At 54.9% G+C, this 13,479-nt stretch carries 14 protein-coding genes; 5 read left to right on the forward strand and 9 right to left on the reverse strand.

Translation table 11 applies throughout. The annotated features are described in order from the left end of the window. Positions 1-31 precede the first annotated feature (31 nt). Positions 32-1,285 carry an FAD-dependent oxidoreductase gene (locus LF95_RS05745; protein WP_073954072.1) on the reverse strand — a complete coding sequence of 418 codons (1,254 nt, stop codon included), beginning with the start codon at positions 1,283-1,285 and terminating at the stop codon, positions 32-34. A gap of 186 nt (positions 1,286-1,471) precedes the next feature. Between LF95_RS05745 and LF95_RS05750 the strand changes: the two genes are divergently transcribed. Next, the gene (locus LF95_RS05750) at positions 1,472-1,795 is read left to right on the forward strand and encodes a DMT family transporter (RefSeq protein ID WP_073954073.1); all 324 of its coding nucleotides are present in this window, start codon (positions 1,472-1,474) and stop codon (positions 1,793-1,795) included. 55 nt (positions 1,796-1,850) lie between these two features. Then, positions 1,851-2,612, forward strand: a complete 762-nt coding sequence (locus LF95_RS05755) for an alpha/beta hydrolase family protein (protein ID WP_073954074.1) — start codon at positions 1,851-1,853, stop codon at positions 2,610-2,612. Positions 2,613-2,615: 3 nt separating this feature from the next. On the opposite strand, the gene LF95_RS05760 is transcribed toward LF95_RS05755, so the two are convergent. Further along, positions 2,616-3,215, reverse strand: a complete 600-nt coding sequence (locus tag LF95_RS05760) for a LysE family translocator (RefSeq protein WP_073954075.1) — start codon at positions 3,213-3,215, stop codon at positions 2,616-2,618. 97 nt (positions 3,216-3,312) lie between these two features. Between LF95_RS05760 and LF95_RS05765 the strand changes: the two genes are divergently transcribed. Beyond that, positions 3,313-4,203 (forward strand): LysR family transcriptional regulator, encoded by an 891-nt coding sequence (locus tag LF95_RS05765; protein WP_073954076.1) that lies wholly within the window; start codon positions 3,313-3,315, stop codon positions 4,201-4,203. Between the two features lie 203 nt (positions 4,204-4,406). On the opposite strand, the gene LF95_RS05770 is transcribed toward LF95_RS05765, so the two are convergent. After that, complete coding sequence (locus LF95_RS05770; RefSeq protein WP_073954077.1) at positions 4,407-4,871, reverse strand: RidA family protein; 465 nt, start codon at positions 4,869-4,871, stop codon at positions 4,407-4,409. Between the two features lie 208 nt (positions 4,872-5,079). Between LF95_RS05770 and LF95_RS05775 the strand changes: the two genes are divergently transcribed. Together LF95_RS05775 and LF95_RS05780 are read left to right on the forward strand one after the other, a co-directional pair. Then, on the forward strand, positions 5,080-5,988 hold the full coding sequence (locus LF95_RS05775; RefSeq protein WP_073954078.1) for a DMT family transporter: 909 nt from the start codon (positions 5,080-5,082) through the stop codon (positions 5,986-5,988). A gap of 28 nt (positions 5,989-6,016) precedes the next feature. Then, complete coding sequence (locus tag LF95_RS05780) at positions 6,017-6,643, forward strand: hypothetical protein (protein WP_073954079.1); 627 nt, start codon at positions 6,017-6,019, stop codon at positions 6,641-6,643. A 15-nt stretch (positions 6,644-6,658) separates the two neighbouring features. On the opposite strand, the gene LF95_RS05785 is transcribed toward LF95_RS05780, so the two are convergent. From LF95_RS05785 to LF95_RS05810, 6 genes are all read right to left on the reverse strand, one after another. Further along, on the reverse strand, positions 6,659-7,078 hold the full coding sequence (locus tag LF95_RS05785; RefSeq protein ID WP_073954080.1) for a secondary thiamine-phosphate synthase enzyme YjbQ: 420 nt from the start codon (positions 7,076-7,078) through the stop codon (positions 6,659-6,661). Between the two features lie 19 nt (positions 7,079-7,097). Continuing rightward, positions 7,098-7,919, reverse strand: a complete 822-nt coding sequence (locus tag LF95_RS05790; protein WP_073954871.1) for a DODA-type extradiol aromatic ring-opening family dioxygenase — start codon at positions 7,917-7,919, stop codon at positions 7,098-7,100. Positions 7,920-8,081: 162 nt separating this feature from the next. Further along, a complete protein-coding gene (locus LF95_RS05795; RefSeq protein ID WP_073954081.1) occupies positions 8,082-8,306 on the reverse strand; it encodes a hypothetical protein in 225 nt (74 codons plus the stop codon). Between the two features lie 146 nt (positions 8,307-8,452). Further along, entirely contained in the window at positions 8,453-8,665 is a 213-nt protein-coding gene (locus tag LF95_RS05800) for a DUF3185 family protein (protein ID WP_073954082.1), read from the reverse strand. 138 nt (positions 8,666-8,803) lie between these two features. After that, positions 8,804-9,373, reverse strand: coding sequence for a cysteine hydrolase family protein (locus LF95_RS05805; protein WP_073954083.1), 570 nt, complete (start codon positions 9,371-9,373; stop codon positions 8,804-8,806). A 103-nt stretch (positions 9,374-9,476) separates the two neighbouring features. Further along, positions 9,477-13,187 (reverse strand): vitamin B12-dependent ribonucleotide reductase, encoded by a 3,711-nt coding sequence (locus tag LF95_RS05810; RefSeq protein WP_073954084.1) that lies wholly within the window; start codon positions 13,185-13,187, stop codon positions 9,477-9,479. Positions 13,188-13,479 lie beyond the last annotated feature (292 nt).

Consider the following 13,479-nt stretch of genomic DNA (forward strand, 5'->3'; position numbering starts at 1 on the left):
TCTGAATGATACCGTGTGACACGAACGGGTGTTATTTGCCGATCCCTGCCTTGATTGCCAGCCGCCGTAGCGGGCCAATATGGTTAATCGCGCAAAGCCCGGTATAGCGCAGATCGCGCAAAAATTTGGGTTCGGCCATTGCCGCCCGGTTCAAAAGGTCAATCCCGCCGACCCGGCCAACCGTTTTGGGTAATTGCCGCCGTTCCCAGCCCTTCAGCAATGCGTCACTGCCAATGTCCTTGCCTTCAAGTTTGGCAAGATCAATTTGCTTGGCCAGTGTTTCGATGTCGTGCAGGCTCATATTCAGGCCCTGCGCACCAATGGGGGGCACAACATGGGCGGTTTCGGCAATCAGGGCCAGGCGCGGTGCCGTCAGGCGATGTGCGACCTGGGCCACCATCGGCCAGACAGCGCGCGGGGTGACAATGTTTAAGGTGCCAAACAGATTCATGGTGTCGCGCTGAAGCTCGCGGGCAAGGGCCGCATCATCGAGTGCTGCAAGCTGCTGTGCCCGGGCATGCGGGACCATCCATACCACGGACGAACAGGGGTGGCCGTTATGGTCGGGCATGGGCACCAGCGTTAGCGGGCCGCCGGAACGGTGAATTTCGGTCGAGATATTATCATGTGGTGTTTCGTGGCTAACGGCAAAAACCAGCGCATCCTGATCATAAGACCAGCGGTTAAAGCGAATGCCCGCCAGATCGCGCAGGGTGGAATTGCGCCCATCCGCCGCCAGAACAAGGGAGGCAGAAAATTTTTGCCCGTCTGACAATGTGACAATCGCCGGGCCGGGGCCGGCTGCCTTGGGCGGGGCAAAGCCGGTAACTTTGCATTCATTGATCAGCCGCACATTATCCAGCGTGGCAATTTTGCGCAATAGTGCAGCCTTGGCGGCAATATTGGTAATGTTCCAGCCAAAATAGCCATCTTTGGTTTCTGCCCCGTCAAAATCGGCGGTTTCGCGCGGGGTGCGCTCGGTGCCGCCTGCATCAATAATGCGCATAACGCGCAATTGTGCGCCGCTGGCCTGCATGTCATCCCACACACCGGCATAGGTCAATGTATCAATGCCGGGTTTCAAAAAGGCGGTGGTGCGCAAATCCTGTGGCGGGGTGGTGCCGTTTTTAACTTCTATCTCGTTTGCTGAGGCCTGTGGGGTGTCATCGGACGCGGCTGGGGCGGGGTCAACAACAACAATCTGATGGCCGTCTGCTGCAAGTCGTACTGCGGCACTTAATCCGGCAATGCCGCCACCTGCGATCAGGATTTCCGTTTCTTGCATTATCTGTCCACCTGTTTTGACCATCATCGTTACATGCTTGATATATAGAACGCTTTGGCCTTTGGGCAAAGGTTTCCGTCATTTTCCGGAGGCGAGAAAGCAGGCATGCACGGCAATGGCTTGTGCCGAATGGCGGTTTTGGTCATGCTGGCGTGGCTGTTTGGAAACATTCAATGGAAATGATAAATGGCCGCATGGTTGTATCTGTTCTGTGCAATAAGTCTGGAAGTTGCGGGAACCGTAAGCCTGAAGTTTTCCGACGGTTTCCGTGACTGGCGATTCACAACGCTGTCGCTTACCCTTTACGGGATCAGTTTTTGGGTCTTGTCGGTCACGTTGCGGCAATTGCCGGTCAGTACCGCCTATGCGGTTTGGGCGGGCCTTGGCACGGCGGCCATCGCGATTATCGGGATATTGTTTTTCAAGGAACCGGTGACGCTGCTTAAGGCTGTTTTCTTGCTGATGATTATTTCCGGTGTTGTCGGGTTGAATGCGCTGGGTAAACATTAGCATGCCAAAGCGTTACGCCTAGCGCGCCCCGTAATGGAAAAGGAACACGGTTGTCATGTCGCTTAAAATTGTCCGGCGGCTTTTGCCTGAATGGGGAACAACATATGGTCCCGCTGGTGACGGCCCGTTTCCCGCTGTTATGGTGTTGCACGGGTCCGAGGGCGGATGGTCCGGCTGGAGCCACAGAAACGCGGTGATGCTGGCGGCACATGGTTTTTTGGCGTTTCCGTTCCCTTATTCGCGGTCTGGCAACGTTTGGAATGCGGGCAATATCAGTGATGTGCCGCTCGATCGCACCGCCGAGGCCCTGGACGCATTGCGCGCCTTTGCTCCGGTCAAAAATGATAGTGTCGGGCTGTTTGGTGTATCACGCGGGGCGGAACATGCCCTGTTAGTAACCTGTCTGATGCAGCGCGACGGTGTCGGGACACTGCCTGATGCGCTGGCGGTTCATGCCACGTCCGATGTGATTTGCGGGGGCTTTGACGCACGCGCCTATCGCGATGTTGGTGATCCCGGTTGGACCGCGTGGGATACCGCCCGCCGGGCATGGACCTGGCAGGGCAAGTCCGATGATCTGCTGCCAACAACGCCGATCCCGGTGGAAAATTATGCCGGACCGGTGTTTTTAAGCCACGGCAAGAAAGATACGTTGTGGTCGTGGAAAATGACGGAAAGGCTGGCCGCCCGTTTGCGCAGCCAGGGCCGTGAACCGGAATTGCACCTGTATGAAGACCAGGACCATGTACCGGATTCCGACGGCGAAAATGTCTTCTTCGAGCAGCTTATCGGCTTTTTTCAGCGGCATTTGCCATAATGTCTAAAACAGCCAGATCGGCATGATGGAGGCGGCCAGCAACAGACCAAGAACGATATTAACAACCTTCCATTGCCGGTCTGTTTTAAGCAGGCGAGCCAGCAGTGAGCCAGTGCTGCACCACAGCGACATGGAAAAAATCGCCGAAATGCCAAAAGCCAGCCCCAGCCAGAAGGCAAGATGCAATGGATCGGTGATCAGGGCGGAAAACGATGCCGCAGCGCCCATCGTCATTGCCCAGGCTTTGGGGTTTAGCCACAATAAACCAAGGCTGCCAAAGAAACTGATGGGTTTGGCAAGATCATCGCGCGGTTTGGGCCGGTTGCTGCGTGCAATCATGAAGGCAAGCCATAAAAGATAGATTGTACCGGCCACTTTTAGCAAAAGATGAAGGCTGGGGCTGGTCAGCATCAGGCTCGCGAGCCCGGCGGAGGCCGCAACCGACAGACTGACCATGCCAAAGGCAATGCCGATGATCAGCGGGATGGACCGTGCAAGCCCATATTGCAGGCCCGAAGCGGTGGCAAGGGTGGTCGCCCCGCCCGGTGTAATGGCCGCTGTCAGGGTGAATAAAAATATTGGTGCCAATATTTGCAGTGTCATGGGGGCGTCCTGCTGTGAACAGTATTGGGTGCCATCAAATACCGAACACGCCAATTAGAAAAGGCAATGTTTGTAATGTTTAATATTAGTAATCATAATGTCGATTATGATTGGAAACCTTGATACATCCCTTTTGCGCACCTTTGTAATGGTCGCCGATAAGGCCAGCATGACAGCGGCAGCCACCAGCCTGCATGTGACGCAGGGTGCTGTCAGCCAGCAGGTGCGCCGCCTTGAGGATATTTTGGGTGTTACCCTGTTTGAGCGGGACCGGCGCGGGTTGCGCCTTACCGCGACGGGGGAGCGCCTGTTTGCCCGTGCGCGGCAGTTTTTGGCCCTGAATGACGAAATCTGGGCGGAAATGAAGGGGGAGGCCCATAGCGGCCAGGTGCGCCTTGGGGTGCCGTTTGATCTGGTTGGTCGGGCGATTTCGCCGGTTTTGAAAACCTATAATACCGCCTTCCCGCAGGTGGAATTGTCCCTGATTTGTGCGGCATCACCGGATTTAAAAGCTGCCCTGGATGCGGGCGAGATTGATTTGGCTTTGATTGAAGAACCGGTCAATGAAGGGGTAGGGGAATGCCTGCGGATTGAACGGCTGGTGTGGGTCGGGGCAAAAGGCGGGATGGCGCGCAGCAAACGGCCCTTGCCGGTTTCAATGGTGTCGCAAAGATGCGCGTTTCGCCCCGCCGTATTTGATGCACTGGTGCGTCATGATGTGCCGTGGCGCACGGTGTTTGAAAGCGGCAATATCGAGGCCACGGCCGTCACCGTGCGCTCCGATATGGCGATTACAACCTGGTTGGCCGCAACAGTGCCAGACGACCTTGAAATCATTGCCAATGACCCGGACCTGCCAGCTTTGCCCGCCTTTGCGATTAACATGTATGGGGCGGAAAATGCGGCAAAACCAGCGCTTTTTGCTCTGGCAGAACATATGCGCAAACATCTTTTTGGCGACGATCGTGATGGGGCATCCCTGAAATAAAAAAGGCAGGTGGGAAACCCGCACCTGCCTTTGGGTATCGGTTTATACCAGATCTCAATGAGGATGCCTCATGGAGATCTGGTTAGGCGCGACTGCGCCGCGCGGCCTGAGAGCGATTGGCAAGGGCTTCTGAGAGCCCGCCCGCCGGCTGAGGGCTGCATTGATCGGTTTCGATCAGTGCAGTTTGGTATTAGTCAGCCGTTTCAGGCGACTTCAAAAATGCCGTCAATTTCAACAGCAACGCCGAGCGGCAGCGACGCCACACCCACGGCCGAACGTGCATGTTTGCCAGCATCACCAAAAATTTCGACCATGGTATCTGATGCACCGTTAACGACCTTGGGCTGGTCGGTAAATTCCGGGGCGGAATTGACAAAGGCATTGAGTTTGACAACGCGGGTGACTTTATCCAGGTCGCCAATGGCCGCACGAACCTGCGCAATCAGGTTTAAGGCACACAGGCGGGCGGCCTTTTGGCCTTCTTCCACGCCGTAATCCTTGCCCAGCTTGCCGACAAATTTCAGCTCGCCATTTTCCATTGTGATCTGGCCCGAGACATGAACCAGATTGCCTGACTGCACATAGGGCAGATAATTGGCAACCGGTGCATTGGCGGCAGGCAAAGTGATGCCAAGATCGGCAAGACGGGTTTCAATTTTACCAGACATGAATGCTTCCTTTGTTAGGGCCTGTTTTTATGCGTGGGCGTAATCTATCGGTCTTGGCGGATAAAAAAAACCGTTTCTTTGTGTGAAACATGCCATCCTTGACCGATCCTTTTGCGACTGTTCCAAATTGCTCATTTGTCATTTGCGGTTTTAACAGGCAAAAGCAGGGCAGTGAGTTGAAACACAAAAGGAAAAAGGGGAATGTGTGATGCCGGGCGGAACAAGCTGGCTTGATCGGGTACATGGCGGTTGGCTGGCCTTGCTGGGTATCACAATCCTGAGCCCCGATGCCCTGTTGATCCGGTTGATCAAGGCCGATGATATGACAACGGCCTTCTGGCGGTTGCTGATTTTGGGACTTACCCTGATGGTGGCGGCCATGTGGCGCGGGATGCGGGCACGCCAAACCTTGTGGCAGGCCGTTTGCCCCACGCGCCAGGAAATCCTCGCCGGGTTGTTTTATGGCGGTACCAGTGCCTGTTTCATTTTGTCGATCAAAAATACCGATGCGGCCAATACATTGGTGATTATTGCCGCAACGCCGTTGTTAAGTGGTCTGATCGGGGCGTTTCTGTTTCGCCGTCGTCAGGCCATGCGCACCTGGATTGCCTCGATTGTGGTGTTTGTCGCTTTGGCAACCATTGTCGGCAGCGGTTTTGGCGGGGCCAATATGCTGGGCGATCTGCTGGCATTGGGCACGGCCATTTGTATGGCGTGCTATTTCAATGTTCTGGGCGTTTGCATCAAGGTTGATACCGTGCGCGCCATGATGGTCGGGGCCTTGCTGGTGGCTGTTTTTGTCGCACCGGTGGCAAGGCCAACCGCGCTTTATCCGTGGGATCCATTATGGCTTGTCTTGCTGGGATGTCTGGTTTTGCCGCTGTCTTTTACGTTCATATCAATGGGGGCAAAACGCATTCCGGCAGCCGAGGTGGGGCTGATCATGTTGACCGAGGCGATTTTAGGCTCCGGCCTGGTGTGGTTGTTTATCGGCGAAGTGCCTTCGCGCACCACCTTGATTGCCGGTGCCGTTGTGATTACGACATTGGCCGTGCATAGCGCCTTGGCACTTTATGGTCGCAAACGGCGGCATTCTGCCAGCAAGGCTGTTGGATAGGTTATTGAGATTGAGATTGAGGATTAAAATGTTCAAATTGGACCATCTGATGGTTGAAGTGGATGAACCGGGAAAAGTGGCGGGAGAGGTGGCTGAAAAGTTTGCTTTGCCCTTTGCCTGGGACCTGATGGAAGGCGAGGATTATGCCAGTGCCGGGGTGAATTTTGGTGATTTGAATATCGAATTCATCAAATTCACCAAGCGGTTCGGCCTGCGTGATACAAACCATCACGGCTTTAGTGGCATCGCGTTCGAGGCCAACGATACGCTTGATCAATGCCGGTCCTGTTTGGCTGATCAGGGTGTCAGCACCAGAATTGGCGAGGATGCCAAAGCCCATACGACCGTTGTTGTCGATGAAGAGAACACTTTTCCAACGCTGTTTTTGGTGAAGTATAAATTCGATACGACGGGCTGGAAAAACCGCCTGAAGGCCGAGTTTGAACAGGCCGGGGGCGGGGCCTTCGGTATTACCGACTTTGCTGGGCTGGAAATCAATCAGCCGGCCGAAAAGAATTTTCTGCAGGGGTTTAGCATAACGCCATCGACGAAAAATCGCCTGAACTTCACCGCAAAGGCCGGGGCGGAGGCGGTTGTGCTGGATATGATCCCCAATCTGGAAATCGTCATAACCCCGCAAACAGCACAGTCATAATGAAATGCGGTTTGTTTACTGGCCGATCAGGTGAAGATGTACCTGCCGATGATGCGGGGTGGTGCGATGTTCAAACAGGTAAATTCCCTGCCATGTGCCTAGCACCGCCCGTCCGTTGGTAACGGGAATGGAGAGCGACACATTGGTCAGGGCCGCGCGGATATGGGCTGGCATATCATCCGGGCCTTCGCAAGTATGCCGGTAAAGCGACGGGTCTTCTTTGACCAGTCGTTTGAAAAAGACCTGCAGGTCATATTGCACATCGGGGTCGGCATTTTCCTGAATGGTCAGGCTGGCCGAGGTATGGGCGCAATAGACCGTCAGCAGGCCGTTTTCAATGGCGCAGTCCGCAACGAAGCGTTCCACATCGGGGGTAAATTCAATCAGGCCCTGCCCGTGGGTGCGAATATTCAGCCGGGTTTGAAACTGTTGCAAAAATAACCTTCCTGTTGTTTTACGCTGCTTTGTTGGCTTCTTGCTGATCGTAAAAGCGCAGGGCGGTCATGGCAAGGTTGGCAAATTCAATGCTGTGATGCAGGGTTTTACTGACATAGTTATCGTCTGCCGCCCCCAGGGCCACATAAAACGGCATCAAATGATCATCATGGGGGTGCGCCATACGGGCATGGGGGGCCTTGGTGCGATAAGCCAGCAGGCTGTCGATATCATGCTGGTTGGTGTGGCTGACCATCCAGTCACAAAATTCTTCGGCCCACGGGTCAATATGCGGGCCGTCATTGGGGTCCAGGCTGCGCAAATTATGGGTCATTGCGCCACTGCCGATGACCAATACGCCAAGCTCGCGCAGGGACCGCAATTTTTGGCCAAGCGCGTAATGATCCGCCGGGCTGCCCCGTTCCAGCATTGAAAGTTGAAAGACCGGAATATCGGCCTGGGGACGGGCCAGGATCAGCGGCATCCAGGCCCCGTGATCAAGCCCGCGCGCATCATCGGTGGCAAAATCCAGGCGTTCGGCAATGTTGCGGGCCAGTTCCGGGGCCCCGGCCACGTCATAATGCAGTTGATAAAGCGCATCAGGAAAACCGTAAAAATCGTGGATTGTTTCCTGACGCGGCGCTGTGGAAACGGTTGGCGTTGCGGCCTGCCAGTGGGCCGAAACCACCATGATTGCCTTTACCCCGTCAAGATGGGGGCCAAGCTCGCGGTGCAGGAAGTCAAAGGCGGGTGTGCTTTGGCGCGCGACCAGCATGGGGGAACCATGCGAAATGAAAATCGGCGCCAGCGACGGGGTTTCGGAACTTGCGGGGTGGATCATGGGATTTTCTCGCGCAAAGTGACATCTGTTACGGTCATCATTGCGCGCGAATGGGCATTCGACCAGCCCGTGTTTGGCAACAATCTGTTCGCAAACAGGCGATACCACCGGTTTTTTGACCGTTCGGGAAATAGTCTGGTTAAATGATGACGAGGGAAGATATTACGCGCCGCGATTATGCTTGGCGCGAAATTCTGCCTGCAGCATAAAGGCGGCTTCGACATCGTCCAGGTTTTCGCGCTTTTCCGGCGTCGGTCCACCGACATAGGACGCGTCAATCTCCAGGGCCTGAATCAGCATTTCCGCAACTTCAGCCTTGCCTTCTTCAACAGCCTGACGATGGGCGATAATGATTTTGTCCGACAGTCGCTGTCCATTATGGGACATGTAGGTTTCTCCCGATGCGAAAACACCCAAGATAACAACATTATAACCTGCGCAGAGACAGAGATTATAACGCGACCCTTTATATGGGAACCGATGAATGCAATTTCATCGGAAGAAACCGTTACTTTTTTTGTTTTTTCGCCAAATTAACGGCGACGGCCGCCAAACAGGACCATCAAAAAGCCGGCAACGGCAGCAGCGCCGCCGCCAACCAGATACCACATGGTTTGATCAGTATAGTGACCCAGGAAGGTATTGGATAATTCTTCAACTGGCTTGTCGGTGGCATTCATGCCAAACACCAACAGCAAAACGCCAATTACCAGTAAGGCTGCACCAAGAACGCGGCTCATTGCCATTTAAAACTCCTGTTATAATGCCCGTGTTGTTTTTGAACCTGCGCGCCACATTTGGCAGCGGCGTGTGAACCAAATCATAACGCCGAACAAAACCGCTTGTTCCTGCATGACCTTATTGTTTGTGACCAGAGAAAAAGGTCAGGGCAGGGCCCTGATTATGTCCTGGCTGGTGGAAAGGGTGCAATATTCCGAAGCCAGAACAGCGGCAAACAGGTCAAACACGGTTTGCGCATCATGGCGGACACCCTTGGCATCCATAACGTCAATCGCGGTTGTGGCATCCTGCGGCAATATCACATCAAAACCCAGGCAGTGGGCCACGCGAATGGACGCATCCATCGAATTGTGAATAACGACACCGGTAAAGATCAGCCGGGTAATGCCCTGATCACGCAGGTTTTTTTCGAGCTCGGTACCGATGAAGGCACAATTGACGCTTTTGGCAATGAGCGGTTCGCCCGGCAAGGGGGCGACCTCCGGTTTGAGGGCATTGCCCGCGCCCGACGTATGATAGGTTGATGCGGGGTTCGGTTCATCATGGCGGATATGGATGACCGGCAGCTTTGCCGCGCGGAACGCGGTCAGCAGATTAACGATTTTTTCAACATAACCCGGATTGTTTTTTGACGCCCATTTGGGGTCATCAATCGCCTTTTGCACATCAAGGACAATCAGGGCGGTTTCTTTGCCAAATTGCGGGAGGGTCATTTTTTTATTCTCTGTTTGGGGCGAAATAGAAACCGGCCGGGAGGTGATCCCGGCCGGATTGCTGATTAAAGCTGAAAGTTGGTAAGGCTGGAGGCCCTAGGCCTTAAGAACAACCGGTGGTGCTGCCGCAAGAATCGCATTTCAGGCAGGTGCCGTTCCGCACCAGGGTGAAATTGCCGCATTCCGGGCAACCATCGCCTTCATAGCCTTTCATGCGGGCTTCGCGGATACGGTCCAGTTTGGCATCCGTTGCCGACATCACCTCTTCACTGGCATTGAGGATCGCGGTGTCGCCGCTGCTAGGTGCTGCGGTGGTTGCGATGCTGGCGGTTTCGGCCTTGTGGCTGTGATCATGCGAATGGGCATGATCGGTGCCGGTGGCCTTCATCACCACACGTTCCTCAACCGGCGCGCCGCCATCCACAACATACAGGTTGCGACGGACAAAGCCGCTGGAGGCTACCTTGCGGATGGTTTCAATGGCGCGGTCTTCGGCCTTGGCTTCTTCGCCCAGGTCGCCTTCGGCCACACCCTTGCCAACGGCATCGGGCAGAACGTCGGACGGCTGAACATGGGCCAGGTCGTTCCGGCCAAGGTACGAAATTGCCAGTTCGCGGAACATGTAATCCAGGATGGAGGTTGCCATCTTGATCGCATCGTTGCCCGAAACCATGCCCGAGGGTTCAAACCGGGTAAAGGTGAAGGCTTCGACATATTCTTCCAGCGGCACGCCATATTGCAGGCCAATGGAAACCGCGATGGCAAAATTGTTCATCAACGAGCGGAAAGCAGCCCCTTCCTTGTGCATGTCGATGAAGATTTCACCCAGCTTGCCGTCTTCATATTCGCCAGTGCGCAGGTAAACCTTGTGGCCGCCGACGGTGGCCTTTTGGGTATAGCCCTTGCGACGTGACGGCAGCGAACGCCGGTCCCCGCGAATAACGCGCTCGATGATTTTTTCGACGATTTTTTCCGATGCTTCGGTGGCCTTGGCCGCCGTCGGCTGATCGGCGTAATCGTCTTCTTCCACCAGGGCGGAATTCAGCGGCTGGCTGAGTTTCGAGCCATCACGATACAGCGCATTTGCCTTCAGGCCCAGTTTCCAGGAATGGATATAGGCATCCTTGCAATCCTGGATCGAGGCATTGTTGGGCATGTTGATGGTCTTGGAAATCGCGCCCGAAATAAACGGCTGGGCAGCGGCCATCATGCGAATGTGGCTGTCAGCCGACAGATAGCGTTTGCCAATGCGGCCACACGGATTGGCACAATCAAAGACCGGCAGGTCTTCATCGCGCAGATGCGGCGCACCTTCCAGGGTCATCGCGCCACAAACATAGGTGTTTGCCGCTTCGATTTCCTTTTTGCCAAAGCCAAGGGCGGCCAGCATGTCAAAGCTGATATCGTTGATCGCCTTGGCATCAAGGCCAAGCTGCTTGACGCAATATTCTTCACCAAAGGTGTATTTGTTAAAGACAAATTTGATGTCGAAGGCGTTTTCAAGCGCACCTTCGATTTTGGCAATCGCATCATCATCAAAGCCCTTGGCGCGCAGCGCGTCGTGGGTGATGGAGGGCGAACCTTCGAGCGTGCCGTGGCCAACCGCGTATTTTTCAATGTCGCGAATTTGCCGTTCGGTATAGCCCAGCGTTGCCAGGGCAACCGGCACCGTGCGGTTGATGATCTTGAAGTAACCGCCACCAGCCAGTTTTTTGAATTTCACCAGTGCGAAATCCGGCTCGATCCCGGTGGTGTCGCAATCCATGACCAGGCCGATGGTGCCTGTCGGGGCAATAACGGTGGTCTGTGCATTGCGATAGCCATGCTTTTCACCCAGTTCCAGCGCCTTGTCCCATGCGGCACGGGCCGCAACCGGAAGCTCTGCATAGGGGCTGTCAGCGGCCAGCAGCGGCACCGGATTAACCGACAGGCCTTCATAGCCTTCCTGTTCACCATGTGCGGCACGGCGATGGTTGCGCATCACGCGCAGCATTTCCTTGGCATTGTCGGCATAACCCGGGAATGCGCCCAGTTCACCGGCCATTTCGGCGGACGTGGCATAGGAAACACCACACATGATTGCGGTCAGGGACGCGCAAATCGCCCGGCCTTCATCGCTGTCATAGGAAATGCCCATGCTCATGAGCAGGCCACCAATATTGGCATAGCCCAGGCCAAGGGTGCGGTAACGATAGGACAGTTCGGCAATGCGGTCTGACGGGAACTGTGCCATCAAAACCGAAACTTCCAGAACCACGGTCCACAAACGAACGGCATGTTCATAGGCTGCAATGTCAATGCCGCCATCATCGGACCGGAAGTTCATAAGGTTCATGGAGGCCAGGTTACAGGCGGTATCATCCAGAAACATATATTCCGAACATGGGTTGGACGCATTGATGCGGCCGGAATTCGGGCAGGTATGCCATTCATTGATGGTGGTGTCATACTGGATGCCCGGGTCAGCACAGGCCCAGGCGGCTTCGCCCACTTTGTCCCACAAATCGCGGGCACGGATGGTTTCCGATACCTTGCCGTCGGTACGACGGATCAGGTTCCAGTTACCGTCATCCAGCACCGCCTGCAAAAAGTCGTTCGAGACACGGACAGAGTTATTGGAGTTCTGACCCGAAACGGTCAGATACGCTTCCGAATCCCAGTCGGTATCATAGGTTTTGAAGCTGATGTCGGTGAAGCCTTCGCGGGCAAACTGGATGATCTTGTTGATGTAAGAATCGGGGATCATCACTGCACGCGCGGCCAGAATCGCTTCTTTGAGCTGCGGGTTGCTGCGCGGGTTCAGGCGCTCTTCGGAATCGGCGGCACCGTCCCAGTTGTTGCAGGCTTTCAGAACCGCACTCAGGTGCTTTTCGGCCAGTTTGGAACCGGCAACAAGGGCGGCAACCTTTTGTTCTTCAACAACTTTCCAGTCGATATATTTTTCAATATCGGGATGGTCGATATCGACAACCACCATTTTTGCGGCCCGGCGCGTGGTGCCACCAGACTTGATCGCCCCAGCAGCACGGTCGCCAATCTTAAGGAAGCTCATCAGGCCCGATGAACGGCCACCACCCGAAAGGGCTTCGCCTTCGCCGCGCACATTCGAGAAGTTCGACCCGGTACCCGAGCCATATTTGAACAGGCGGGCTTCACGAGTCCAAAGGTCCATGATGCCGCCTTCATTAACCAGATCGTCGGAAACGGACTGGATGAAGCAGGCATGGGGCTGCGGATGTTCATAGGCACCGGTGGATTTGGTCAGCTTGCCGGTTTTATAATCGACATAGGAATGCCCCTGGGCCGGACCATCGATGCCATAGGCCCAATGCAAACCGGTATTGAACCATTGTGGCGAGTTCGGCGCGCCCATCTGATGGGCTAGCTGGTAGCGCATTTCATCAAAGAAGGCGCGGGCATCGGATTCGGCATCAAAATAGCCGCCTTTCCAGCCCCAATAGGCCCAGGTGCCGGCAAGACGGTCAAATACCTGGGTTGCGCTCAGTTCGCTGGTATAGCGTTCTTCAGCGGGCATTTTCTCCAGGGCGGGCTTGTCGGCCTCGTGGCGCCACAGCCATTCGGGAACGTCTTTTTCCTTAACCGGCTTCAAGGCAACCGGAACACCGGCCTTGCGGAAATATTTCTGGGCAAGAACGTCGCTTGCCACCTGTGACCAACCTGACGGCACGTCAATGTCGTTCATTTCAAAAACCGTCGATCCGTCCGGGTTTTTGATTTTGCAGGATGACTTGCGAAATTCGATATCAGCATACGGGCTGACACCGTCCTGTGTGAACTGCCTGGTAATCCGCATGGTTTGCTCCGTTTCCGGTTTTGAGAAAGGCGCTGTGCGCTTTGGGTCTCGTAACCAGATATTGTTTGCTCAAAACGTCAAGCCACCCCGTCCGACCTTTTTAAAAGGGTCGATTTGGTCTGGCCGGTTTGTTTGGTGGGTTCCCCCTGGGATCATGTCCCGTCGGGAGCGCATTATAAGGCGATGAAAATCGCCTCGTCCACCAAACTTTGTGGTTGACATGAAATTAACCACTACATGTAGCGGTTCCGGTGTTTTTTCGCTGAAATGAATTTTTTGCCGATCTGGTTAA

This window comes from Thalassospira sp. TSL5-1, assembly GCF_001907695.1.
GTDB lineage: Bacteria > Pseudomonadota > Alphaproteobacteria > Rhodospirillales > Thalassospiraceae > Thalassospira.